Source organism: Aerococcus suis, from assembly GCF_900176325.1.
Lineage (GTDB): Bacteria > Bacillota > Bacilli > Lactobacillales > Aerococcaceae > Aerococcus > Aerococcus suis.
In genome coordinates, this window is the sequence record NZ_FWXK01000001.1 from 1 (window position 1) to 25,117 (window position 25,117).

Genomic DNA, 25,117 nt, shown 5'->3' on the forward strand with positions numbered 1-25,117 from the left:
CGAGGATTATATAAGAAAACCCGAAAAGAAGGCACTCTCTTCGGGTTTTCGGTCTGTACTGAAATCAAGGTATTATTGGGAATCCCAGCTTAAATCATAGATACCGTAAGGGATTTTATTCTTTATTTAAAACTTTGCAACAGAACCTTTAAAACTTTGCAACAGAACCAAAAAAAGCAAGTAACATAGCAAGGAATTACTACGATACTTGCTATTCGTGATCATTTTTGACCTAATATGCATTTGATTCAGTTTCAGCAACTAGCACGATTTTTCCTACTGCATGGTGCGTTTCACTGAGTTCATGTGCAGCATAAATCCCCGCTTGGTTCAGCGGAAATTCAGCGCCAATCACGCTTTTTAGTTTCTTTTCAGCCATCAGCTTAACTAAGGATGCTAATTCTTCGCCATTTGGTTTCAGCCAGATAGCCTCAGCATGAATCCCTTTTTTTTGAATCCGTGGATCTTTGTCTATCGAAAGAAGACTGATTAAACGTCCTTCAGGCTTCAGGACAGTGATGCTTTTTCGTTGTACCTCTCCTGCCATTGTGTCAAGAACCAAATCAATCTCACTTAAAGTAGTCTCAAAATCAGTCGTATGATAATCAATCACTTCATCAGCACCTAATTCTTTTAATAGCTGATGATTTTTCGGACTAGCCGTAGTAATTACATACGCGCCAGCTTCTTTCGCTAATTGAATCGCATATATTCCCACGCCACCAGCTCCAGCATGAATGAGCACCTTTTGTCCTGCTTGAAGTTTCCCATGGGTAAATAGTGCTTGATAAGCGGTCAAACCAGCTAAAGGTAGTGCACCTGCATCTTTAAATGATACTTCTTCCGGTAATTTTGCTAGAAGATGATCATCAACAATTGTGTGCTCTGCATACGTACCAAACCGAGTCGTATCTGGTCTAGCGGCAACCCAATCACCAACTTTCCAGTCAGAAACCTGTGAACCTACCTCTTCAATGATACCTGCAACATCCCAGCCTAAAATAATCGGGAATTCCCATGGCATCATTTGTTGCAAATATCCTTCACGTAACTTCCAATCAAGTGGATTTACCGAAGTTGCTTTTACTTTAACCAACACTTGATGAGCGGATAACTCAGGTAACGTCACAGTTGCATCTGTCAGTTGTTCTTTCCCGCCGTATTGATTAATTACGACTGCTTTTGTCGTTGTCATCTTGCTTCATCCTTTCAAATAAAATTAGATTGCTTTTACTGATACTTCAATATTTCCACGAGTTGCACGAGTAATCATTTTTGTTGAAAAAACTTTTTTCATATCTATTCCTACTTTCTGACATTTGTTTGGTTTTACCTTACTGAATACATTGTACACAATTTAATTGTATTTGAGGAATAATTTGTTTCTGTTAAAATAAAAAGAAAGGAGTTGCTTCAAATGAACGCAAATGACAATCCATTACAAAATGAATTATGTTTTCAACTTTATGTTGCTTCAAAAGAAAGCATTCGCATGTACAAACCTTTCTTAGATGAAGTCGACTTGACCTACACAGGCTTTATTACCTTAATGGCTATCGAGGACAACTTATCTGTAAAACAACTCGGTGAGCGACTATTTCTAGACTCGGGCACGCTAAGCCCTTTATTAAAAAAGATGGAAAAACAAGGACTATTGCATCGCATACGAGCTAGCACCGACGAACGGCAATTGGTTATTCAGCTGACCGAGAAAGGAAAATCACTGCAAGAAAAACTTCCGTGCATTTCACGTGATGTCTACCAATCAATAACCAAATCAAGTGAATCTGGTGTATATGGCAATCTGATTTCACAATTAATTCAGCTAAACCAAAGCTTCCGTAAGGTTTAATCTACAAAAATGAAACTAAATTTGCTAGAATAAAAAATCCATAAACTCCATTAGTTTGCGAAACACCTAATGGAGTTTATAGACTTTTTGTTTTTAGCTGAACAATTCTTTCTCAGGCTCTTTGAGTTAATCAATACTTCTAATAACTGGAATGGCAACCCTTTTTTGACAAAAATTATAAAGTGTAAAAAACAGGTACTTGTTATCTAATCCGATTGTCCTTGACAACGAGCCACCATGGACGTGGAATAACCGTGGCGAAGCAACGATTAAATGTATCGTCCACTACGCAACGCTACCACATCCATGCTCATTATCAAGGATTCGCTCCGCCAATCTCAGATTTCGAATGCCGATTGGTATCTCATATCCCAAAGAACCATGTAACTGGAATGAAGTCAATATCTGAGATACCTTTTCTTGAGCGTTTTTTCGAAAAAGTCCACTCCGGGAGTGTTCCAGAGTTTCCATCAGCCCTCAAGCTAAAAAATGCTTGACCGCTGATGGAAGCTCTGAAGAATTGAACCCGTGGTCTTTGTCGGAAAAAATGGGTTTGGAAGGCTATGCCGCCTCTCGTGACGCGTTTTCCATTTGAAGTGGTGTGAGATAGGATAACGAGCTATAGATTCGTTTCCGGTTGTAAAAACGATGGATATAACCGAAAACATCCACTTTGGCTTCTCCAAATGTTTTATAAACGGGCTGACAGTAAATGCGCTCTTTCTTGATTGTGGCGGGGAAAGACTCTATACCTGCGTTATCATAAGGACAGCTTTTCTTACTGAAGGAATGCTGAATTTCTGTCTTTTCAAGTGTTTCTTCGTAGCGTTGTGAGGTGTATTGGGATCCAAGATCACTGTGGAGAATCAACGATCCTTTTTCATAGTTTCGATTTAATAGCGCATCTTTTAATGTATCCAATATCAAACTAGTTTCCATTATTTTGCTAAAAGAGTAGCCGATAATCATTTTGGAATGCAAATCTAGGATGGTGGATAAATAACACCAACCGTCTTTCTTAGTTTGAACCTAGGTAATATCCGTCACCCATTTTTGATTAAGTGCCGTTGTGGTAAAACCTTGATTCAATAAATTAGGGCGTTCGGCTACTTTGTTTTGTGAAGGTGTCGGTTTATAGTTTGCTCAATGACAAGATACAAGACCGAGCTGACGCATAATCATTTGAACACGCTTGATACTGCAGATTCTCTCTTCTTGTAATGCCGCCAGTTCTTTTTCCAGAAGAGCGTGAATACGACGGGCGCCGTATGTGCCTTCACCTTCTTCATAGAAAATCCGCTTGATTCTCTTTTTTAAATCTTGAGCTTCTAGTTTACGAGCGGTAGGGGCATACTCCTTTAACCAGTCGGTGCCACTTTTTTCTCCCACCCATGTGTGTGCAATTTCATTAGGGTTTTTTGTCGTGAGAATCCGATACTTCTGTGGTCCCATTGTTTTTAAATGCAGCTCTAAATCATAAACACGATGTGTCCCAATCTGCGTAATGGGTTCAATCGTATGAATAGAAAAGAAAGCCTGTGCTAGCGCGCTATTCTTTAATTTTGACGCGTCTTTTAAGTTTACCTGCACATTTAGTTGTTCATGCTCTAAAAGTGTCTCTAAACGTGAAATAAGGGTATGTGAAACATGCTTTACTTCTTCCAGAGCCGTTTCGAGTTCTGTCACGTGTTCTAAATTCTACGTCCATTGTGCCGTGTAGTGCAAGGAATGGGCTTTCGTATCTAAGCCAAACGCATGTGCCACCACATAGGCCGTCATTTCAGCTTGGTATTCTAAGACTGGTGTCTCCTGCAGCGCTTTTTCATTTTTTAAGGCTTTTGTCCCAGACTCATTTAGAAAGCGGATTTATCATATTTTCACATTCTTTTCACGAAGCTTTGGTTTGAAAAAGACCCACATGAGTATTATAGTTAACTTATCAGAAAAGAAAAAGGAGAATGTACAATGAAGGAAGTACCAGAAACAAAGATTAAACTGACCGAGGCGAAAGATTTACTTGATCACGGTTATAATCTTTTATCGGTGATTCGTGAAGATGTCGATGCTCCGGTAGCAAAAGCAAAATTTTTAACTAAAGAAATAATTACGATATATGGTGAAGAAGCTGCTAAGAAATTCTATGATCCAACAAAGTTTAAACGTGAAGGGGCAATGCCTAAACCTGTATTGAAAACCTTGTTTGGAGAAGATGGCGTTCAAACCTTAGATGGAGAAGCTCATCATCATCGAAAGAATTATTTTATGGACTTAATGGTCCCAGAACGGATGGATGAGTACGCTGAAATCTTAGACAGACACCTAACAGAAAAAATGGAGGCACAACACGGAAAGTTTGAATTATTTGAGTTAGCGAAGCTAGTGTTGTTTGAAGCCATTGCAGAATGGTCTGGGATTAACTTGGATCGTTTAAGTGAAAATGAGATTAAAGATTTAGCTGAGAAACAAATTTCTATGATCAGTGGAGCAATTACCTCACCAACCGATCATATTAAAGGAATTTCTGATCGAAATGATTCGGAAGAGTGGGCACAAGAGTTAATTAAAGAAGCTCGCGAAAATCCTGTTCCAGGCAAAGAACATTTAGCTTTATATACTTTCGCTCAAGCGACAGATTTAGAGGGAGAATTATTGCCAGTAGAAGTTGCGGCAGTTGAATTACTGAACATTATTCGTCCAACAGTCGCTTTAACTGTCTGGATGGCATTGATGGGACATGCTTTATTTGCTAAGGACGGTGTATATGATGAATTGAAAGCTGACTTTAAAAACTTACAAGATCCTTTCATTCAAGAGATGCGTCGATACTATCCTTTCTTCCCAATGCTACCAGCAATCGCAATTGATGATGTTGAAATCGATGGTTACCGTATTCCTAAAGACACTTGGACAGTTTTAGACCTTTATGGTACGAATCATGATGAACGAACTGTAGATGACCCAGAAAAGTTTGAAATCCGTCGCTATCTAGGGCGTGCAAAAGATTTATCTTATGAAGAAGAATATGAAATGATTGCTCAAGGTGGAGGAAAATTCAGAGAAATGCACCGTTGTGCGGGAGAATGGATCACTTTACATAGTATGCGAGTATTCTCGGATCATTTAGTCAATAAGAATGAGTTCTCGATTCCGGAGCAGGATTGGGAAATTCCAATGAATCAGTTCCCAACCTATCCGAAAGATCGATCATTACTCTTTAAAGAATAAAATAAGCTATAAGCAAAAAAGAGGCTTTTGTCCCAGCCTCTTTTTTATTCCTAATTACACTTTCTGAAAGACTTATTATTAACAATATGGAGAAAAATATCTCTACTTCTCTACTATCAAAAAAAAACAGAAGATATTAATCCAAAAATACTAAATCAAAAAAATATTCCTTTACTTTATCCATAGCTCCTCCTTTATTTTTCATCATTTACCTTATCTAAATAATCATAGAATATTTAGTATGAAGTATATCAAAGTCAAAATACGCAAATTTAGGGTCGTTCATAACGTTGATAAAGTCCATATAATTGTGTAGAAGATAAAAGGTCATGTAACAGCCCTTTTACGGTACAATGTTTTTAACCACAAAAACATACCCAGGAGGACGTTACATGACCCAAGTACATTTTACACTGAACAACGAAGAGGTTCAAAGTATTATTGAACATTCGGTAAAAGATGAAGTTTCTAAAAGTATTTTGACCACTGTTTTCAACCAATTGATGGAAAATCAACGAACAGAATATATTCAAGCCGATGACTATGAACGTTCATAAAGTCGTCAGAGTCAAAGAAATGGCTATTATGAGCGAGACTTTACGATTCGTGTGAGCACACTCGAATTAAAAGTGCCATTCCACGATAAAAGCTTTGATGCCAGATCCATCCTAATAAAAATGGCATTAACAGAATAAACAAAGGAACAATAACTAAAACCATTTTGACATAAGTATTTTCAATTTTTTTAATATAGCTATTGGTACGTGATGGGGTGTTTTGTGCTTCATCAACCATTCGAATGACTTTGGAGAAAAGAGTATCTTCATTTTCTACAGTTACCTTCATATCAAAGGCATTATCGGTATTAATCGTTCCTCCGACAATCCCTTCTCCATTTTGTTTAGTTACAGGTAATGGCTCTCCAGTAATAGCTGCTTCATCCATAGTTGCAAAGTCCGAAAGTAATTCCCCATCAATGGGAACTGATTCTCCTTTCCGAATTTGAAGTCGATCCCCAATTTTTAATTCTTTAGTAGGAACTTCTTCAATTTCACCATTATCTGTATATCGTCTTGCCACATCTGGAGTTAAATTCATTAATTTAGTAATAGAGTCTGACGTTCTCGCTATTGCCATATCTTCTAAAGATTCCGCAAGTGAGAAAATAAAAATTAACATTGCACCTTCACGAAATTCGCCCATAAATGCTGCTCCTATGGCTGCTAGAACCATCAATAAGTCAACATTGACTTTATGTTTGTGAAATAAATCTTTATAAACATTTTTACCAGATTCCCATCCTCCAATAATGGCTCCGATGATATATAAGAATGGCGAGATAAAATTATCCTCATTCATTTCAAAAATAAAGGCAATAATAAGAAAAATAGCACAGATGATTGTCATCGTCATTTCCCTATTTTTCTTCATCCACTCTCCCATTGTTCTCTCCCCTTTTATTCAGATGATTGTGAAATTTTTTATAATCTAATTAAATTATCGTAATATCCAGAGTTAATCTATTTATAATCATTCTAAATAAACTTAGGGGTATGTTACTCTTTTCGCATGGTTAGTGAATAAATGGTCATTATTTCACGAAAAAAGAGAGTGAATTAACCACTCTCTTATCCTCACAATTTACGATGTTATTTAATAACATATGTTTTAGGCTTGTAAAAAATTAAATCATAAGCATTTTTTTCTTCATCAAATGTCATCGATTCGATATATAAGACATCACTATCTTTAATCCATTGATTAATTTCACCTGGTTGAACGACCATTTCAAGTCGATCATAAGATTGTTTCATTTCTGCTATGATAGCATCTAAAAGTGTCATTAAATCATCCTCATCTTGTGCAGAAATAAACACAGATGGTTGATTAAATAAAATTTTCGGATTGTCATCAACTAAATCTGCCTTATTGTATACAAACAGATGAGGAATGGTATCCATACCAAGCGCTTTTAACTGTTCTAATACAACAGTTTCTTGTTCAGCCGCATAGTTTGAAGACGCATCAATCACAATTAATAATAAGTCGACTTGTCGATTTTCTTCTAATGTTGAGTGAAAGGCATCAATAATCATCGGTGGCAAGTCTTGAATAAATCCTACTGTATCAGTCATAGTCATTTTAAAATGATTTTCTAATGAAAATGTTCGAGTTAATGGTGTTAAGGTTGCGAATAATTGATTCGCTTCATAAGTATCGGCTGCGGATATATTATTTATTAAAGTCGATTTACCTGCATTCGTGTACCCTATCAATCCAATTTGAAAAACTGAACTATTTTGGCGTCTTGCACGTGTTCTTTCTCGATGCGCTTCTACATCTTTCAATTCATGTTTAATTCGCTGAATTTCATTTCGCAATACCCGGCGATTTTGTTCAAGTTTGGTTTCACCTGGTCCACGAGTTCCAATGCCTCCACCTAATCTTGACATCATTTCACCAAATCCAGATAGTCGAGGGAGTAAATATTCATTTTGTGCTAATGCAACTTGTAGTTTCCCTTCAACCGACGTCGCCCGTTGTGCAAAGATATCTAAAATCAGTTGGACACGGTCAATCACTGGTACTTCCAATTGTCCCTGAATATTATTATTTTGAGAAGGACTCAGTTGTTCATAAAAAATGACCATATCTGCATCATTCTTGGTAATTTCTCGATTAATTTCTTCTAATTTTCCTTTTCCAACAATGTAACGCTTATCTATACGTTCTCTTTTTTGAGAAATAATGGAAACAACTTTACCTTGTGCTGTTTCAACGAGTTCTTGTAGTTCATTCATTTGCATTTCATAGCGATGATCACTAATTTCTTGAGTTTGAACACCAACTAAAATAATTTGTTGCATAAATTCTCCCTCCTAATGATTCAAAAAATATTTGATATCAGAAATTAATGTTTCTTTATCTTCATTAGTCAACGACAGTGGATCAATATAATGAACTTCTGTCATTCGATTTCTAATCCAGGTTAATTGACGTTTCGCATAGCGACGAGAGTCTTGCTTTAATTGATTGATAACATCCTCTAATTCTGCTTCTTTAGTAAAGTATGGGAATAATTCTTTATACCCAATTGCTTTCACTGCTTGGTTATCTGTTGGTAAATCTTGCCGAAATAGCCATTGTGCTTCTTCTAATAATCCAGCTTCTAACATGACATCAACACGTTCATTAATCCGTTCATAGAGTTGCGCACGATTTGTATCCAAAGCTATTACAAATAAATCATAAGGGCTCGTATGATGTTGATGCGTTTCTTGTTGCTCAGAAAACAATTGCTCAGAAAACTCACAAACTTCTAACATTCGAATAACACGTCTGACATTATTGGGATGAACTTGTTTAGCCGCCTCAGGATCTACTTTTTTTAATTGTTCATAAACAACATAAGACCCGTCTCTTTCTGCTAGTTGCGTCATTTTTTGCCGAAATTCAGGATGTGGTTCCACTTTTCCCCCTAACGACAAATCATATAAGAAAGCTTCTAAGTATAATCCTGTCCCACCAACTAAAATTGGTTGATGATTTTTAGTAAAGATTTTTTTCATTGCTTTTTGCGCCTCAAGCTTAAATTCTGAAGCACTAAATGACTGATCAACTGACCGAATATCAACTAAATGATGAGGAACTTTTGCTTGCTCTGCATCAGTTGGCTTTGCAGTTCCAATAGCTAATTCACGATAAATTTGCATAGAATCGCCATTAATAATCTCACCATCAATTGCTTGAGCAATTTCAATACTTAATGATGTTTTCCCAATTCCTGTTGGGCCAGTGATTACTATCAGTTTTGGTTTCTTCATATTTCCTCCCATCCGACTTTTTAAATTTGTGCTTTATAGTCTTCAGCTTGGTTTAATAGGTCTTCAGCGGCTGCTTTTGATGAATCACTCACCGTCTCGCCAGTGGTCATTTGAGCCACTTCAACCACACGCTGATCAGGTGACAACGTTGTCACTGTTGTTATCGTCCGTTGATCTTCTTCTTGTTTTTGGATGTGGAGATGATTGTCTGCCATAGCAGCTACTTGAGGTAAATGTGAAATACATAATACCTGAGCTTTTACCCCAATTTTATACATTTTATTTGCGATAGCTTGCGCCACACGTCCACTAACACCCGTATCGACTTCATCAAAAATAATGGCTGTAATATTTTGATTCGTTTGAAACACTGTCTTCATGGCTAACATAATTCGAGATAACTCGCCACCACTAGCTGTTTTTACTAGTGGTTTAAAAGGTTCTCCTAAGTTCGTGCGAATGTAAAATTCAACGTTATCAAGACCTGTCACTAAAATATGTTGACTAGGCTTAATCTCAATTTTAAATTCGGCATTTTGCATATAGAGATCTTGAAGCTCTTGATTAATTCGTTTAGCTAAATACTCACTTACTTGCAGCCGTGCCTCATGTAAATTTTTACCGGCATTAAGCACGATTTCTTCTTTTGATTTTAACTCCGCTTCTAATTCTGATTGGTAACTTTCCATATGGGTTAACTTATCTAATTCTTTTTGAGCACGTTCGCCATATGCAATGATTTTTTCAGCTGAATTTCCATATTTCCGTTTTAAATTGGAATACAATTGTAGTCGTGATTCGATTTCATCTAAACGGATAGGATCGTAATATAAATTTTCTTGAGTCGTTCGCAAGCTACTAGCCAAATCTTGAACAGCATAATAAGCAGAGTTGGCTTGTTCAGCATAATTGGCATAATCCTCGTCAACGTCACTAATACTATTTAAATCCCCAACGACTTGTCCAAAGAGGTCGACAACATTCCAGTCTTGGTCCATTAACAATGCGGTTGCATTTTGTAAGGCATCAACAATTTTTTGATAATTCCGCATTTGATCACGTTCAGTAATTAATTCTTCCTCTTCGCCAATTTTTATTGCACTCTCATCAATTTCTGATACTTGATAAGTTAATAAATCAATTCTTTGAGCCGTTTCTTGTTCATTTAATGCTGTTTTTTCTAAAGCTTCTTTTGCTTCACGATAACCAACAAAAGCTTCTTTATAATTTTGATAGATATCGCTATACTGATCAACACCAAAACTATCAACTAATCGTATATGACGTTTCGTATCCATCAATGCTTGGTGCTCATTTTGCCCATGAATATCGACTATAAATTGACCTAATTTTTTCAATAACGAAACAGTTAGCGGACTTCCATTCACCTTAATCGTATTTTTTCCACTTTGATTAAGTTCACGAGTAATCAATAATTGATTATCTGAAAAATCAATGCCGTTTTCAGATAAAAAAGTTTGGCCCTCTGCAGATAGATGAGGGACAAAAAATAATCCTTTTAGTAAGTATTTCTCTGTTTCATAACGAATAAAATCGCTGGATCCTCTACCGCCCATTAATTGACCAATAGCATCAATAATGATGGATTTACCAGCTCCTGTTTCACCAGTTAATACTGTCATTCCTTCTTCAAAATCAATATGTAATTGATCAATAATGGCAAAATTATGTATTTCCAAATGCTGTAACATTAGACCACCTCTTAATGGTTTGCTAATAACTCATGTGCCTCATCGATAACACTATCAATGTGAATTGTTGAAGCTACCCCAAGATTTTGATTTTGACACGGTTTTAAATGCATTAAAAACTCAATGTTACCCGTTCCTCCAGTAATAGGAGAATAAGATAAGTTTACAACATCGAAACCTGCTAAATTAGCTTTCTCAAAGACTTCCTCTATAATTTCTTTATGAACTTTTTTATCGCGAACTAACCCTTTTCGACCTACTTTATCTCTTCCAGCTTCAAATTGTGGTTTAATTAAAGCAGCCACTTCTCCATCTGACGCTAAAATATGATAAAGAGGTGGTAGAATAAGGCCAAGAGAAATAAATGAAACATCTATAGTTGCGATATTAGGTTCTCCATGTTTAAAATCTTCAGGTTGGCTATAGCGAAAATTAGTTTGCTCCATAACAATCACTCGTTCATCTGAACGCAATTTCCACGCTAATTGGTTAGTCCCGACATCCAGAGCATATGATAATGAGGCCCCATGTTGCAATGCAACATCAGTAAATCCCCCTGTAGAAGAACCAATATCTAGAACAATTTGATTCGAAAAATCGAGATTAAATTGTTCAATTGCTTGAAGAAGTTTTAATCCGCCTCGCGATACATAAGGAAAGTCATCTCCTTTTAAAGACAATTCAGTGGTTTCAGCTAACTTCTCACCAGGCTTATCAATCCGCTCTTGGTGATCATTATAAATTTTTCCCGCCATAATATAGCGTTTTGCTTTTTCTCGAGAATCAGCTAATCCCTGTCTCACAACAAGAACATCTGCTCTAATTTTTGCCAATTTTGCCACTTCCTTATATCTCTAAATACTCTAGAAAACCAGACATCAGCTCACTATCAAACTTGGAATTCAACTGCTTAATTTCATCTAAAATCTGATTGCAGTTAGCAATTTCTTCTGTTAAAGTGCGTTTCGCCCCTTCAGTTGTTAGTAACTCTGGATAAGTATTTTTATGATGCGCTTGATCTCCAGATTGTTTTTTCCCTCTTTGTTCGTCAGTCCATAAGACTTCCTGTAAATCATTTTGAATTTGATAAGCTAATCCATAATGATACGCAAACTGAGCCAATTTTTCTTTAATAGCTTCTGAAACTTCGCCGATAACTCCTGCGCCAACTAGTGCAAAACGAATCAGTTCACCGGTTTTCAAAGAGTGGACTGTTTGCAATTCAGACAGAGATAATCCATGATTTTCTCCTAACATGTCTCCCATTTGACCACCGACCATTCCATGACGCCCAGCTGTTGCACTTAACAAGTTAACTAATTGTACTTGAATAGCAGGTGTTACCTCACTATTAGGTTCACTTATTAAATGAAAAGCTTCTGTTAATAAAGCATCACCTGCTAGAATTGCAGTGGCTTCATCAAACTGTTTATGATTTGTTAGTTTTCCCCGTCGATAATCATCGTCATCCATCGCTGGCAAATCATCATGAATTAAAGAATATGTATGAATAGCTTCGAGAGCAGCTGCTGCTTGAAAGCCTTTAGATTCATTAACCATAAATGCTTTTAAGGTAGCCAATAATAGTAATGGTCGAATCCGTTTGCCACCATTGCTTAATGAATACCACATACTAGCGCCCAATTGATTCATTCCAGATTTCTGGCTAAAAATAGTTTCTAAATAGTTATCAAAGGTCGGTAATATCTCTTGACTAAACTCTTTTAACTGCATGCAAAACTCCTTAATTTTCTTCTTGCTTATCGTCTAATGGTTGTAATTTTCCAGCATCGTCCATTAATTTTGTCATTGTTTTTTCAGCACTTTCAAGCTCATTTGCACAATATTGACTCAATGTCATTCCATCTTGGAAAGCAGCCATTGATTCTGCTAAAGAAATATTGCCATTTTGTAATTTTTCTACAATCATCTCTAATTGATTCATTGCGTCTTCAAATGTTAAGTCCTCAGTATTAATTGACATTTTTTCGCCTACCTTTTTATCATTTATTTTTCCGTGTTCCAGTAATTTGAGCATTCAATTCCCCATCTGATACTTGAATTTTCACCTTATCTCCAATATCAACTTGGTTAATGGAAGAGATTTGCTGATTACGTGATTCCGTTATACTATATCCTTTTTTTAGTTGTTTTAATGGTGATAATGCATCCAAAGTAGTCATATGTTGGTTCAGATGTTGGCGTTGATTATTTAGAAATTGATTCATTGCAGAACTAAGTTTCTCTTGATTCCACTCAAACTGTTGTCTAGCATTTATCACATGATGTTTAGGATTATGTTGCCATAATTGGTTCGTTTTTGTAGTAAACTCTTGCTTATACTTCGTTAAGAACTTTTGACCATTCGTCCATAATCGATCATTCAATTGATCTAACTGTAATTGTTTCACCTCATATAACCGACTAGGATCTTGGAAAATATAGTTTCTTTGAACTTTTAATAACCGCTCATTCAAGTGGTTGATCCGTTGATGTTCAAATGCAAACATTTGCCGTTGCCAATTTTTTATTCTTATAATTTCATCTTGTAATACTGGAGTGGCTAATTCAGCTGCGCCAGTTGGAGTAGCAGCACGTTCATCACTAACAAAGTCAACTAATGTTGTATCAGTCTCATGACCAACTGACGTAATAATTGGTAGACTCATCTTAGCTACTTGACGAACAACAGCTTCTTCATTAAATGGCCATAAATCTTCAATTGATCCCCCACCACGGCCAATAATGACGGTATCGTAATCATGATTGGCTTCAATTCGTTTCAATTGCTTAACCAAACTATCTTTTGCTTTATTTCCTTGTACTACCGCAGGATAAAGAACTAGTTGTACGATGGGATAACGCCGATTAACTGTTGTTATAATATCCCGAATAACCGCTCCGCTTTGAGAGGTAACCACAGCAATTTTTTTAGGAAACCGAGGAATAGGTTTATGTTCAAAATCAAATAAACCTTCTTTTGCCAGCTTTTCCTTCAATTGTTCGTAGGCTTGATAGAGTGCCCCGATTCCATCCGGTGACATTTCATCAATATATAACTGATAAGATCCTTGACGTTCATAAACACCAATATGTCCTTTTACAAGGACTTTCATTCCTTCTTCGGGTTTAAAAGCTAATTTTTTATAAGCATTTTTAAACATAACAACTGAAATAACGGCATCATCATCTTTCAAAGAAAAATATTGATGGCCATTTGGTCGCAAACGAAAATTAGAAATTTCTCCAGTCACATATACTGTTTGTAAATAAGGATCTTTAGTAAATTTGGCTTTAATATATTGTGTAAGCTGATTAATTGTTAAATAAGATGTTTCAGTCATTGCTTTCCACTTCCAATTTTTCTACAAATTGTTTAAATAACATCACGTTAGTTAAAGGGCCGACCCCACCCGGAACAGGTGAAATACCTTTTACTTTAGCGGCAACCTCGTCAAATTTAACGTCACCGACTAGTTTCCCTTTATCATTGAAGTTAATACCAATATCAATCACAATAGCATTTGGATTCACCATATCTGCAGTGATAAATTCTGGTTTTCCTATAGCAACACATAAAATATCAGCTGTTCGTGTCAACTCAGCTAAGTTTTCAGTTTTAGTATGACACAATGTCACCGTACATTCTTTTTGTAAAAGTAATTCTGCAAGTGGTTTTCCTACAATCGCACTTCGTCCTACCATAACCGCTTTTTTACCTTGAAACTCAGTTTGATAATATTCAAGTAACTTAATCGCAGCTAGTGGTGTATTGGGTATGCGAGAGGGAGAGTATGTCAGTAAATTTCCTAGATGGGCTGGATGAATCGCATCACAATCTTTATTCGGGTCAATGGCAAGAACAATCTTTTTACGATCAATATGCGCTGGAAGTGGCATCTCAATCATAATCCCATCCACATCATCGTCATGATTTAATTCTTGAATTTTGTGGTATAACGTCTCCGTATCTGTTTCGTGGGGGAGATGAAGGATTGTTAAACGAATACCTAACTGATTCGCAAATTTTTGTTTTTGCTTAGAATATGTATTACTAGCAGGATCATTCCCTACAAACACGGTCTTAATATTAGGCATAATTCCTCGTTTTTTTAGTTGGATAACTTTATTTTTTAATAATACAATTTCTTCTTCAACTACCGGTTTTGATCGGTAAATCCTCATACTATTCCCACCTTTTAAAAAAGGCTAAATTGAATCATCAACTTAGCCCCGTTTAGTCTTATTTTATATCAATTAATCGATATCATCCATAATATTGGAAAGTACACCATTAATAAATTTTCGAGATTTATCATCTGAATATAATTTAGCTAATTCCAATGCTTCTGATAGCGCAACCACTTTGGGAACAACTTCTCGATCAGCATAAAGCATTTCATATACAGCAACCCGTAAAATTTCTAAATTAATCAATTCTAAACGATTAACAGACCAATTTCCTTGGATATGTTGATCAATCAATTGATCAATTTCATCTGAATTTTCTTGAACTCCATTAACAATTTGCTCTAAATAATGAGGAATCATGATGTCTTCATCATATTCAAATTGCTTGAAACTTCCTTTAGGTACAATTTTATCATTAGTTTGGATAGGTTTTAAATATTGTTTTAAAGAATCAAATTTATTTTCATCAATTTCATCTTTATTTAATGTTTGAGTTAATAATTCAGTATTGCTTAAAATGTGATGTAAACTATCCTCTAATGATAAATCACTATTTAAAGATTGTTGGTAAAGTAATAAAATAGCTAATTCGCGAATTTGTGAGTTTTGTAATTTCATTAGCATCACCTATTTCAATTTCTCAGGCGACAAATCTGCTACTGTGATATTAACACAATCAAGTCGAATATCAGTCATATAGAGAACTTGTTCGATAATTGCTTCTTGTAAGTTGAAACAAACATTAGGAACAGAAACACCATAGTCTAAAACAACCGTAATGTCTAAAGCAATATCCTCTGTTCCATCTTCATAAAGATAAACATTACCTTCTTTAGAAAATAAAGATGAAAAATTATTTTTCTCTTTAATGACGGTAGCAACTCCTGGTAACTGTTTTGCTGTTTCCATTGCAATTCCTTCAATTACTTGATCAGAAATATCAATATCTCCAATCACAGTATCTTGATTAGTGTAAGATTGTGTCATAGTATCCTCCTTTATCAAATTATAAATGAATCAATTCACGAGGAGAATGAGTTAATAATTCATTCCCTTTTTCAGTAATTAATAAATCATCTTCAATTCTAACCCCACCTAATCCTTCTAGATAGATGCCGGGTTCATTGGTCACTACGTTGCCAGGACGCAAAATATGAGAACTATGCATACTTAAATTAGGAATCTCATGAATATCCAGTCCAATGCTATGGCCAAGTGAATGGCCAAATTGAGAACCGTATCCTCGTTCTTTTATTAAATCTCGTGCAATAGCATCAGCTTCTTTACCTGTCATATCAGCTTTTAACGCTGTTGTGACACGTTCATTTGCATCTAAGACAATTTGATAAATTTCTTCTAATTTACGATCGACATCTCCCAGAGCAATCGTTCGAGTAATATCAGAAGCATATCCTTCATAGTAGCATCCATAATCTAATGTGATTAATTCTCCATTAGCAACTTTTTTATTAGAGGCCACGCCATGAGGCATAGCTGAACGTACACCAGAAGCCACTATAGTATCAAATGAGACTCCACTTGCACCTTTACTACGCATAAAGAAATCCAATTCATTAGCAATTTCAATTTCAGTCACACCAGGTTTAATGAACTCTAAAATGTGATGAAAGGCTAAATCAGCAATTTGGCAAGCTACTTTTATTTTTTCAATTTCTTCATGCTCTTTAGTTTCTCGAAGAATTTCAATTAATCCAGAAGCTGGAATTAAATCAGCCGTAATAATACTTTCTAAATCATCAAAATCAGCCACGGTAATATGTTCTTCTTCATAACCTACCCGTGAAATATTTTCTTCTGTTAAGATGTCTTGTACGACTTTTTGTGGAGAGCCAGTTCCAGCTGATCCACCTGCTAAAATAATTTTAAATCCGTCACATTGTGATTCAGCTTGTTCTTTATATCGAAAATCAGTAATAAAATATGCTCCATTATTTGTGATTAGAGCAATTCCACTTGTTCCTGTAAACCCACTAATATATCGTAGGTTGAATGGACTAACCACATAGTAAGCGCCTAATCCTTCTGTAGACATACTAGATTGTAGAGCTCTTACTCTCTCTTTCACTTCATTCACCTTCTAGACTTCTCTTTTTAACTTCTCGTTTATTAGCGTCTTTTAGTATATCATATTCGGCCTTTTTTGCCACCTCCCTATTCAGGATTCATCAATAGAACATTTTTAAATCATCTTTTTGTTTTTGTTTCGTACTTATAATTGACCGGTCAAAATGGGAGGAGAAAGAATGGAGGCAACAATTACACGATGGTTAAAAATAGCTGAAGAAAAACAAAGTGATGATATTCACTTAACTCCTTTAGCAGATAGCTATCAAGTCTATATTCGTTATCAAAGTCAATTAATCCCCGTAGAAAAAATATCTTTAAATCAAGGGGAAAAAATCATTCGTTACATTAAGTATATAGCTAATATGGAAGTTGGTGAAAAACGACGTCCTCAAGATGGTGCATTAGTTTTCCAAGGGGCTAATAAATCATATGAGCTAAGGCTATCGACGATTGCTAATTATAAAATGCAAGAATCTTTAGTTATACGAATTTTACACCAAAATCATCAACAATCGTTACCAATAGACGAATTTAATCAAGACATTTTCCGAGAACTAACTACCCAGATTAATCGCAAAACGGGCTTAATTATTTTCTCTGGGCCAGTCAGTTCAGGAAAAACCACAACTATCTATTACTTATTACGTCACGCTTATAAGAATAGTAAACGTGAAATTATTACTATTGAAGATCCAATTGAAATTAAAGAAGAAAACTTCTTACAAACAGAAATTAATTTAAGGGCAGGAATTGATTATGATGACCTGATTAGTGCAAGCTTAAGACATCATCCAGATATTTTGGTTATTGGTGAAGTTAGAACAGAACATACCGCTCGCATGATGATTCGGGCAGCTCTAACTGGTCATCTTGTCTTAGCAACCATTCATGCTAAAGATACTGCTGGTGTTATTGGGCGCTTGATTGAGTTGGGAATTACTAAAGAACAGTTGATTCAAACTTTATTAAGTGTCGTTTCCCAACGATTAGTGCCAAGAGATGATATCGCTAATCAGTGGTTACCTATCTTTGAATTGCTACACCATGAAAATTTACAACATGTGATTCTAAATAAACCTACTGATAATACCTTTAAGTCATTAAATAACCAACTAAGCGAGGCATTGCACCATGGATATATCAGTCAGAAAACTTACGAACACTACCACGTTGAAGCAGCTATTACACACTAATCTGACCAAAACATGGAACGAGGATTTACAAAGTGATGTGTTATTGTACACTGCTGAAATGCTCCAAGAGGGGTTTTCATTACTTGATACGATGACTTTTATTCAATTAATTTATCCTAAGCATTCCAATACTTTTAAGCAGATGACTGATGATTTAACGATGGGAGATTATTTTTTTGAGAGTACCAAACATATTAATTTGCCATCAGATATTCGCTTTCAAATTGAAATTGCTGAAAAACATACTGACTTTCCAAATCATTTAGCTACAATTGCTGCTTATTTAAAAGATCGTAGCACACAAAAAAAGAAACTCATTGCCATCATGTTTTACCCTTTAAGTCTCTTTACTTTAATATTATTGATGTTATTTGGTATTCGCTGGTTCATGCTTCCACAGTTAAATAGTTTACACACGTCACCCGATTCACAAATCATAAAAATCATTATTTGGTTTTTAACTAACTACCCTTATCTTTTATTTATCAACTTATGCTTAGGTCTGGGAAGCTACATTTATTATAAATTATGGAAAAAACGCGTTTCCCCTTTACAGCGTGCTCGATTCATCGTCAAATTGCCAATTATTGGCTATCTATTCAAACTTTACTATACCTATTTTTTTGGTAATGAACTTGGCCAGCTTCTTAACGTGGGGTATTCATTACAACAAGTAGCCTTAACCTTTCAAAACCAAACAAAAATGCCCCTATTAAATGATATTGGAACGGCATTAAATGTGTCATTACAAAATGGACAAACGTTCCCAGCAAGCCTAGAATCGTTACATATTTTTACAAATGAATTCCCAGCCATTATTTTACAAGGAGAAGTCCTGCATGGTTTAGGAATTAAAACAAAACTCTACGCCAAACGTTGTTTAGCACAACTTTATCGTGAACTATCAAAACAAACAAAAGTTATCCAAAATATTTTATTTTTATGGGTAGCGTTAACCGTGATTACGGTTTATCTCATTTTAATGTTACCAATGCTCACAATGATTGGAGGATTATAATTATGAAAAAATATTTAAATAGCATTCGCTCTAATAAAAAAGGATTTACGCTAATTGAAATGTTACTCGTCTTGTTTATTATTGCTGTATTATTACTTTTAATTTTACCAAATATGAATGCCCAAAAAGGTAAAGTGCAAGAGCAAGGAGATCAAGCGTTGTTGAAAACTTATGAATCTCAAACTGCGCTCTATCAAATGCAAAATGATACCAGTGAAACACCTAGTATCGATGAGTTGCTAGCAGAAAAATATTTGTCGCCAGAACAGGCAAAACGATTAAAAAATATCGCTCCTTAGAAAAAAATACGCTTAAAATGAATAATAAGGCATTTACCCTAAGTGAATTAATTGTAGTACTATTTATTTCAGCGACGGTCTATTTAATAACCAGTCTATATCTAGTTAATAATCGGCAAATATATGCCTCAGATGTCACGATTAAAGCTGCATTAACTTATTACAACAGTTTGCAGAAAAAAGCTAGACTAACAGAAACTTCCTATTATATGACTTGCTTTAATAACCAAATTGTTTTTCAATCACCGACAAATAACCACTTTTCAGATAAAGAATTTATATTGCCAAAAAATCATCACTTTACCAGGTATCAACGATTAAAAATACCCGGTAATGGAGAAATTATGCCCACAACATTAGCGATTCAAACTCCTTCAGGCATTAGAAAAATAACGATACAACTTGGAGGTCAGTATGTCATTAAATCCAATAACTAAAAAAACTGGTTTTTTATTGATTGAGTCTCTTATTAGTTTCTTTTTAGCTAGCACTTTGGTTGTACTTATGGTATCAGGAATCACATACCAAATCAGTCAATTAAATGAAGCAGATCGACAGTTAATGATATATCAGCGTATCTATGAAACTATTCAAAAAGATAGTATAATCCCCTCACTGCCAAAGAAATTCCCATTTATTGAGATTGAAGAACAACAAATTTATTACGAAGGGGATCGTGTTATTTATGCTCACTCATAAAACTGGCTTCACGTTAGTTGAAACCGTGTTTTCTTTGTTTTTATTACTATCTCTTCATTTTTTGATGCTATCAGCTATTGAATTAGAACTTAATTATCATCACCATTTAAAAAATGATACAATTGCTGATTGGGGTTACTTCGTTTATCAGCTTAATGAAGAACTCAGTGGTGGACGTATCATTACTAATAACTATCATGCGATAAAAATTGAAAATACAGATAAAGAAGTGATTACTTTTGATTACTACGCAAACAAAGATAGTCGTATGATTAGACGACGCGTCAATAGTCAAGGTCACCAACCAATCCTTATGAATGTTGCTACTTTTAATGTGACTAACAAAGGACATTATTTTCATCTCTATACAAAAATGATGAACGGTAAGGAGTATGAACTATGGTTACCAAAAGAAACTTAAAAGCGGGTAATATTTTACCATATACACTCCTTTTAATAATCATGCTCTCGAACCTTAGTCTCCTTACTAGCGACTATTATCAAGCTAAGTTAATTGAAAAACAAGATATGATGTATGGCTATCAAGCGATCATTTTAACGGAGTTAGCAAAAAAAGAAATTCAGAACAAATCTCCATCAAAAAATATTGTTTTTAAATATAATATTGGAAATGTAACCTGCACCAAAAAAGATAAATGGGAACTAACTGTTCATTTACATGAATCAAATGTCACCTTTACTAGCTATTTCATTCCCTCAAAATCAGATTTAAATGAATAACTATTATCCAGAATACTATCGACTAGGAGAACTCTCTTCTAGTCGCTTTTTTATTAAAAATATGCAAAAAACATCCCGAGCTGATTTCGTGAGGCTTTTTGCATAAAAAAAGCAAATAAAAATTGGTTCTGACTTGTTTATGAGATAATGTAAATAAGTCAGAAATGACAATAAAAAAGAGGAGGGGTATGATGGATTCAATTTTGGAAGACTTATATGATCTTGAAATGCAAGCTCAACACCACGAAGCATCGATTTCAGATCGTAAATTGCAAGTAAAAAAAGATTTTGAAAGCAAAAAACAGTCGTTAAAAACTGAGGTTCAACAAACATATGATAAGGATCTCGCTGCCTTTAAATCTGACGCTGAGGCATTCAAAACGACAATCATGAATGATTTAGCTACCAATTTCAAATCTGAAATGGCGAAAATTAATCAAGCCGTTAATAATGATCAACCAAAATATGTAGCTAATTTTATGGCCAAATTAAAAAATCTTGGAGTTGAAGCAAATGAGTAATGATGCTGCTATCAAAGCAAAATTAAAAGGCATGCGTCGACAATTGATGACTTCTGAAGAATTAGAAGAACAAGTCGACTCACGCTCCCTACGTAGCTTTTCAGATTATCTTTTGCAACACGATAGTTATCAAAAAGCTCAAAACACAATCAAAGTCAGTTTAGATTCTAGAGAAAATTTAGAATATTTAACTGAGTTAAGCTATTTCGAAGATTTTTTAAAGTTGTATCGTTTTGCCTCCCTAGATATGCGTAAGTTTTTAAAAGCTTATATTATGACATTTGAAACTCATGTAATAAAACGTATTTTTAAAAACTTAGCCCGTTTTCATACCGCTAATGTTTCTTTAAATAACTTTACCAATTTTCTCGCTGATAAGCGTCACGTTGATATTGGTGATTTATTATTAGCAACAAATGTTGAACAAGGAGTGGCTTGTTTCCAAAACTCGTCTTATAGTGACTTTTTTGAGTCCATTAATGACCATTTTACAGCTGATAACTTCAATAGTTATGTTTTTGAATTTAGCTTAGATCAATTTGTTGCCAAAAAAATTTGGCAGGCAGCTAAAAGTATTTTCTCAGTCAGTGATTTACACGAATTCAAAAAATTCTATGGTAGCGAATTTGATATTATCAATATTAATACGATTTATCGGTTAAAATTTTTCTATCATGTTGATGATAACTTTATTTTAACGTCATTAATTCCTGAGAAATTTCGTCTTAATGATGATAATATTCAACAACTCTTAACTGCCGGTGATGAACGAGAATTTATTCAAATTGCGCAACAAATCGGCTATTCAGCAATTTATAATGATGACTTTGATTTGAGTACTGTTAACCAGCTACAAGAAGATTATCTAAGTAAACTACGTCATCGTATCGCTCGTCAACATAGTACGAGCTTGTTTGAAATCATTAATTACCTCGATGATAAATATGATGAAGGACGAACAATAATTGATAAAGTTGAACGTCTAGCTACTGCCAAATACTCATCGATAGAAAGGAGCTTAAATTAATGATTACTAAAATGACATTAGTCAATATCACTGGTCCACGTGATGATATTGATCGTATGGCTGATGAGTATCTGAGCCATTATGAAATTCATTTAGTTAATGCGCTAAAAGAATTATCTGAAATCAGTACTCTTAAACCTTACACCAGTTCTAATCCATATGAACCGTGGTTAGAAAAAATTGATACGTTATTACAATTAACAAATGTCAATAACGAACATCAACATATCGATAAACCCTACTCTTTTGATGAGGCGAAACATTTAATTACTGATATTGATCATTCGTTAGTAAATGAACAATCAGAATTAGAACACTTACGTTCTCAATATAATGATGTGAATGACAAAGCGACAGCTTTTAAACCATTTGTTGGTTTGGATTTTGATTTAGAAAAAATCTTATCAATGTCGCACATCAAATTCCGTTTCGGTCGTTTCACAAAAGAGAATTATTTAAAATTCAAAAAATATATTGATCGAATGGTTCCTTCCATTTTTATTCCTGCTGAAGAAACTGATACTCATGTTTACGGTGTATACTTCACACCAGTTGAGTCACGTCAACGGGTAGACGCCCTATATTTATCGCTAGCTTGGGAACGTATTTATCTACCTGAAGAAAAAGGTCAACCTAAAGATATTTACGCTAGATACGCAAATCAAGCTGAACAGCTTTCTAGAAAAATTGCTGATTCAAAAAGTAAACTAAGAGCATTAATTACACCAGCTATTCCTGATTTATTAACTGCTCAAAGTCGACTTGAAGATTTATCTAAAGCTTACGGCGTTCGTAAATATGCTGCGATTACCCGTGAAGAATTCGCTCGTAAAGAAACCCGTTATCTAGTAATTGGTTGGATGGAGCAAAAAGCAGCGAAACAATTAGAACAAGAAGTTTCCGATGATTCTTTAATTACGATGTATATTGAAGATGATGAAGATAATAAAAATCAGACACCACCTACAAAGATGAAAAATAATCTTTTTATCCGCCCTTTTGAATTATTGACTAAGATGTATGGTGTCCCTAATTATCGTGAAATGGATCCAACGTTCTTAGTCGCTCTAACTTATACAATACTATTTGGTGCGATGTTTGGTGATGTTGGACAAGGTCTCGTACTCTTCCTAGTTGGTTTAATTGGTGTTTTCAAACCAAAACTTCGCCCATTAACTATTTTGTCCTCTGTTGGATTGAGTTCAACTATTTTTGGGTTCTTATACGGTAGTATCTTTGGTTTTGAAGACGTTATTCCTACCTTATGGTTAAACCCTATGGAACATATGACAGAAATTCCATTCTTTGGTCGCTTAAATACCGTCTTTATTGTTGCCGTTTGTTTTGGACTATTTTTAATGATTATGACAATGACAATCAATATTTGGCAACAATGGAAAAATAATAATCGTTGGGAAGCTTTACTGGATAAAAACGGAATTGCCGGCTTAATTTTTTACGGTATTCTAGTTTTCATGTTAGTTCTTTACATGACAGGAAATCCTATTCCAGCAACTGCTTTATTAGGAATTGTTTTAGCATTATCATTGTTAACAATTGCCTTCAAAGATGAAATTATTACTAAACTCGAACACAAAAAAGATGAAAATGGTGATGGAATTGTCATTAAACTATTAACCGTTTTCTTTGAAACGTTTGAAACATTATTAACCTACTTTTCTAATAGTATTTCATTTGTTCGGGTTGGAGCGTTTGCCATTAGTCACGGTGCCATGATGGGTGTCGTTCTTATGTTTGCAGGTGCTGAAAATGCTGATCAAATTAACTGGTTAGTCATTATTTTAGGTAACTTATTTGTAATTGGTTTTGAAGGTTTAGTCGTAGCTATTCAAGTGTTACGTCTTGAATTCTATGAAATTTTTAGTCACTTTTATAAAGGTGACGGTATTGAATTTAAAAACAGTTGGTCAAAATAAAAGATTAGGAGAGATATAAAATGACAATTGATATGATGATTAAACTTGTAATGGTAGCCACTTTTGTATTAGGTTTCGTATTACCTTTTGGATATTTCTTTTCAGGTAAACAAACAAAAACTCGGTATAAAAAATCATTCTACTCTAATTTAATTGCAGTTATTGCTGGTATTGCTATTGCAACAATTATTGCTTACAACCCTGGTATTGTTGAAGCTGCTGAAACATCAGGTGCTGCTGAAACTGGTTTAGCAACTGGTTTAGGTTACATTGCTGCTGCTTTATCTACTGGTCTTTCATGTGTTGGTGGTGGTATCGCCGTTGCATCTGCTGCTTCTGCTGCCTTAGGTGCTATTAGTGAAGATGGTTCAATTTTCGGTCGTTCATTAATCTTTGTTGGTCTTGCTGAAGGGGTTGCTTTATACGGGCTAATCATTTCCTTCATGATCTTAGGTCAATTATAATTATGAAACAATACGTTCTAACTGAGAACTTAGATACCTTAACTGGAATGCGCTTAGCTGGGGTTGATGGCACATTAATCACTGAAGATGTTGACTTTTCTGACGTTTTCGCGAAAGTGATTGAACAATCTGAGATAGGATTGGTACTCATCTCACCAAAACTTATTGAGAAAAACCAAGACCTAATCAATGAGGTGAGATTTAATCGTTCTACCCCACTAATCACTTCTGCACTTGGACCTGACGAATGGCAAAAACAAGATGATACATTAAGTGCCACTATTCAACAGGCCATCGGTATTCAGCTGTAGATAGGAGGCATATGA

The 25,117-nt window shown here is 35.0% G+C and carries 28 protein-coding genes and 2 pseudogenes; 15 read left to right on the forward strand and 15 right to left on the reverse strand.

The window, feature by feature from the left end; genetic code table 11:
• Positions 1 to 232 precede the first annotated feature (232 nt).
• A complete protein-coding gene (locus B8955_RS00005; protein ID WP_084097633.1) occupies positions 233 to 1,195 on the reverse strand; it encodes an NADP-dependent oxidoreductase in 963 nt (320 codons plus the stop codon).
• A 222-nt stretch (positions 1,196 to 1,417) separates the two neighbouring features.
• Here B8955_RS00005 and B8955_RS00015 point away from each other — a divergent pair, with 222 nt between their 5' ends.
• On the forward strand, positions 1,418 to 1,852 hold the full coding sequence (locus B8955_RS00015; RefSeq protein ID WP_084097634.1) for a MarR family winged helix-turn-helix transcriptional regulator: 435 nt from the start codon (positions 1,418 to 1,420) through the stop codon (positions 1,850 to 1,852).
• Positions 1,853 to 2,413: 561 nt separating this feature from the next.
• Here B8955_RS00015 and B8955_RS00020 read toward each other — a convergent pair.
• Together B8955_RS00020 and B8955_RS00025 are read right to left on the reverse strand one after the other, a co-directional pair.
• Positions 2,414 to 2,860 (reverse strand): annotated as a pseudogene (locus tag B8955_RS00020) (transposase); the annotation flags it as partial.
• Positions 2,861 to 2,995: 135 nt separating this feature from the next.
• Positions 2,996 to 3,538: an IS3 family transposase gene (locus B8955_RS00025; RefSeq protein WP_084097636.1), complete on the reverse strand. Its 543-nt coding sequence runs from the start codon at positions 3,536 to 3,538 to the stop codon at positions 2,996 to 2,998.
• 279 nt (positions 3,539 to 3,817) lie between these two features.
• Between B8955_RS00025 and B8955_RS00030 the strand changes: the two genes are divergently transcribed.
• Both B8955_RS00030 and B8955_RS00035 read left to right on the forward strand, forming a co-directional pair.
• A complete protein-coding gene (locus B8955_RS00030) occupies positions 3,818 to 5,077 on the forward strand; it encodes a cytochrome P450 (protein WP_084097637.1) in 1,260 nt (419 codons plus the stop codon).
• Between the two features lie 392 nt (positions 5,078 to 5,469).
• Positions 5,470 to 5,712 (forward strand): annotated as a pseudogene (locus B8955_RS00035) (transposase); the annotation flags it as partial.
• Here B8955_RS00035 and B8955_RS07060 read toward each other — a convergent pair.
• The 12 genes from B8955_RS07060 to B8955_RS00095 all read right to left on the reverse strand — a co-directional run bounded on the left by B8955_RS07060 (position 5,675) and on the right by B8955_RS00095 (position 16,890).
• Entirely contained in the window at positions 5,675 to 6,520 is an 846-nt protein-coding gene (locus tag B8955_RS07060; protein ID WP_084097638.1) for an HAD-IC family P-type ATPase, read from the reverse strand. The pseudogene B8955_RS00035 and the gene B8955_RS07060 sit on opposite strands and share 38 nt — an antisense overlap.
• Before the next feature lie 206 nt (positions 6,521 to 6,726).
• On the reverse strand, positions 6,727 to 7,944 hold the full coding sequence (hflX, locus tag B8955_RS00045; RefSeq protein ID WP_084097639.1) for a GTPase HflX: 1,218 nt from the start codon (positions 7,942 to 7,944) through the stop codon (positions 6,727 to 6,729).
• Between the two features lie 12 nt (positions 7,945 to 7,956).
• A complete protein-coding gene (gene miaA / locus B8955_RS00050; protein ID WP_084097640.1) occupies positions 7,957 to 8,901 on the reverse strand; it encodes a tRNA (adenosine(37)-N6)-dimethylallyltransferase MiaA in 945 nt (314 codons plus the stop codon).
• Between the two features lie 20 nt (positions 8,902 to 8,921).
• Positions 8,922 to 10,613, reverse strand: coding sequence for a DNA repair protein RecN (recN, locus tag B8955_RS00055; protein WP_084097641.1), 1,692 nt, complete (start codon positions 10,611 to 10,613; stop codon positions 8,922 to 8,924).
• A gap of 11 nt (positions 10,614 to 10,624) precedes the next feature.
• On the reverse strand, positions 10,625 to 11,446 hold the full coding sequence (locus B8955_RS00060) for a TlyA family RNA methyltransferase (protein ID WP_084097642.1): 822 nt from the start codon (positions 11,444 to 11,446) through the stop codon (positions 10,625 to 10,627).
• Positions 11,447 to 11,459: 13 nt separating this feature from the next.
• On the reverse strand, positions 11,460 to 12,347 hold the full coding sequence (locus tag B8955_RS00065; protein ID WP_084097643.1) for a polyprenyl synthetase family protein: 888 nt from the start codon (positions 12,345 to 12,347) through the stop codon (positions 11,460 to 11,462).
• 10 nt (positions 12,348 to 12,357) lie between these two features.
• Positions 12,358 to 12,597 carry an exodeoxyribonuclease VII small subunit gene (locus B8955_RS00070; RefSeq protein ID WP_084097945.1) on the reverse strand — a complete coding sequence of 80 codons (240 nt, stop codon included), beginning with the start codon at positions 12,595 to 12,597 and terminating at the stop codon, positions 12,358 to 12,360.
• A gap of 19 nt (positions 12,598 to 12,616) precedes the next feature.
• Positions 12,617 to 13,957 carry an exodeoxyribonuclease VII large subunit gene (xseA, locus tag B8955_RS00075; RefSeq protein ID WP_084097644.1) on the reverse strand — a complete coding sequence of 447 codons (1,341 nt, stop codon included), beginning with the start codon at positions 13,955 to 13,957 and terminating at the stop codon, positions 12,617 to 12,619.
• The gene (locus B8955_RS00080) at positions 13,950 to 14,798 is read right to left on the reverse strand and encodes a bifunctional 5,10-methylenetetrahydrofolate dehydrogenase/5,10-methenyltetrahydrofolate cyclohydrolase (protein WP_084097645.1); all 849 of its coding nucleotides are present in this window, start codon (positions 14,796 to 14,798) and stop codon (positions 13,950 to 13,952) included. The genes xseA and B8955_RS00080 overlap by 8 nt, the downstream gene beginning before the upstream one ends.
• Before the next feature lie 72 nt (positions 14,799 to 14,870).
• On the reverse strand, positions 14,871 to 15,422 hold the full coding sequence (nusB, locus tag B8955_RS00085; RefSeq protein WP_159444398.1) for a transcription antitermination factor NusB: 552 nt from the start codon (positions 15,420 to 15,422) through the stop codon (positions 14,871 to 14,873).
• 9 nt (positions 15,423 to 15,431) lie between these two features.
• Positions 15,432 to 15,791: an Asp23/Gls24 family envelope stress response protein gene (locus tag B8955_RS00090; protein ID WP_084097647.1), complete on the reverse strand. Its 360-nt coding sequence runs from the start codon at positions 15,789 to 15,791 to the stop codon at positions 15,432 to 15,434.
• A 19-nt stretch (positions 15,792 to 15,810) separates the two neighbouring features.
• Positions 15,811 to 16,890: a M24 family metallopeptidase gene (locus B8955_RS00095; RefSeq protein ID WP_084097946.1), complete on the reverse strand. Its 1,080-nt coding sequence runs from the start codon at positions 16,888 to 16,890 to the stop codon at positions 15,811 to 15,813.
• A 178-nt stretch (positions 16,891 to 17,068) separates the two neighbouring features.
• Between B8955_RS00095 and comGA the strand changes: the two genes are divergently transcribed.
• The 12 genes from comGA (at position 17,069) to B8955_RS00155 (ending at position 25,102) form a co-directional block, all read left to right on the forward strand.
• Positions 17,069 to 18,085 (forward strand): competence type IV pilus ATPase ComGA, encoded by a 1,017-nt coding sequence (comGA, locus tag B8955_RS00100; protein ID WP_084097648.1) that lies wholly within the window; start codon positions 17,069 to 17,071, stop codon positions 18,083 to 18,085.
• On the forward strand, positions 18,024 to 19,103 hold the full coding sequence (comGB, locus tag B8955_RS00105) for a competence type IV pilus assembly protein ComGB (RefSeq protein WP_084097649.1): 1,080 nt from the start codon (positions 18,024 to 18,026) through the stop codon (positions 19,101 to 19,103). The genes comGA and comGB overlap by 62 nt, the downstream gene beginning before the upstream one ends.
• Before the next feature lie 2 nt (positions 19,104 to 19,105).
• Positions 19,106 to 19,402, forward strand: coding sequence for a competence type IV pilus major pilin ComGC (gene comGC, locus B8955_RS00110; RefSeq protein ID WP_084097650.1), 297 nt, complete (start codon positions 19,106 to 19,108; stop codon positions 19,400 to 19,402).
• A gap of 17 nt (positions 19,403 to 19,419) precedes the next feature.
• Positions 19,420 to 19,839, forward strand: coding sequence for a hypothetical protein (locus B8955_RS00115; RefSeq protein WP_084097651.1), 420 nt, complete (start codon positions 19,420 to 19,422; stop codon positions 19,837 to 19,839).
• Entirely contained in the window at positions 19,817 to 20,101 is a 285-nt protein-coding gene (locus B8955_RS00120) for a hypothetical protein (RefSeq protein ID WP_084097652.1), read from the forward strand. The genes B8955_RS00115 and B8955_RS00120 overlap by 23 nt, the downstream gene beginning before the upstream one ends.
• Positions 20,088 to 20,522, forward strand: coding sequence for a competence type IV pilus minor pilin ComGF (gene comGF / locus B8955_RS00125; protein ID WP_084097653.1), 435 nt, complete (start codon positions 20,088 to 20,090; stop codon positions 20,520 to 20,522). The genes B8955_RS00120 and comGF overlap by 14 nt, the downstream gene beginning before the upstream one ends.
• Positions 20,501 to 20,842, forward strand: a complete 342-nt coding sequence (locus B8955_RS00130; protein WP_084097654.1) for a hypothetical protein — start codon at positions 20,501 to 20,503, stop codon at positions 20,840 to 20,842. The genes comGF and B8955_RS00130 overlap by 22 nt, the downstream gene beginning before the upstream one ends.
• Positions 20,843 to 21,033: 191 nt before the next feature.
• Positions 21,034 to 21,363: a hypothetical protein gene (locus B8955_RS00135; RefSeq protein ID WP_084097655.1), complete on the forward strand. Its 330-nt coding sequence runs from the start codon at positions 21,034 to 21,036 to the stop codon at positions 21,361 to 21,363.
• Positions 21,356 to 22,390 (forward strand): V-type ATPase subunit, encoded by a 1,035-nt coding sequence (locus B8955_RS00140; protein WP_084097656.1) that lies wholly within the window; start codon positions 21,356 to 21,358, stop codon positions 22,388 to 22,390. The genes B8955_RS00135 and B8955_RS00140 overlap by 8 nt, the downstream gene beginning before the upstream one ends.
• Positions 22,390 to 24,327 (forward strand): V-type ATP synthase subunit I, encoded by a 1,938-nt coding sequence (locus tag B8955_RS00145; RefSeq protein WP_084097657.1) that lies wholly within the window; start codon positions 22,390 to 22,392, stop codon positions 24,325 to 24,327. The genes B8955_RS00140 and B8955_RS00145 overlap by 1 nt, the downstream gene beginning before the upstream one ends.
• 20 nt (positions 24,328 to 24,347) lie before the next feature.
• Positions 24,348 to 24,791: an ATP synthase subunit C gene (locus tag B8955_RS00150; RefSeq protein ID WP_200804245.1), complete on the forward strand. Its 444-nt coding sequence runs from the start codon at positions 24,348 to 24,350 to the stop codon at positions 24,789 to 24,791.
• Between the two features lie 2 nt (positions 24,792 to 24,793).
• Entirely contained in the window at positions 24,794 to 25,102 is a 309-nt protein-coding gene (locus B8955_RS00155; protein ID WP_084097658.1) for a V-type ATP synthase subunit F, read from the forward strand.
• Positions 25,103 to 25,117: the final 15 nt, after the last annotated feature.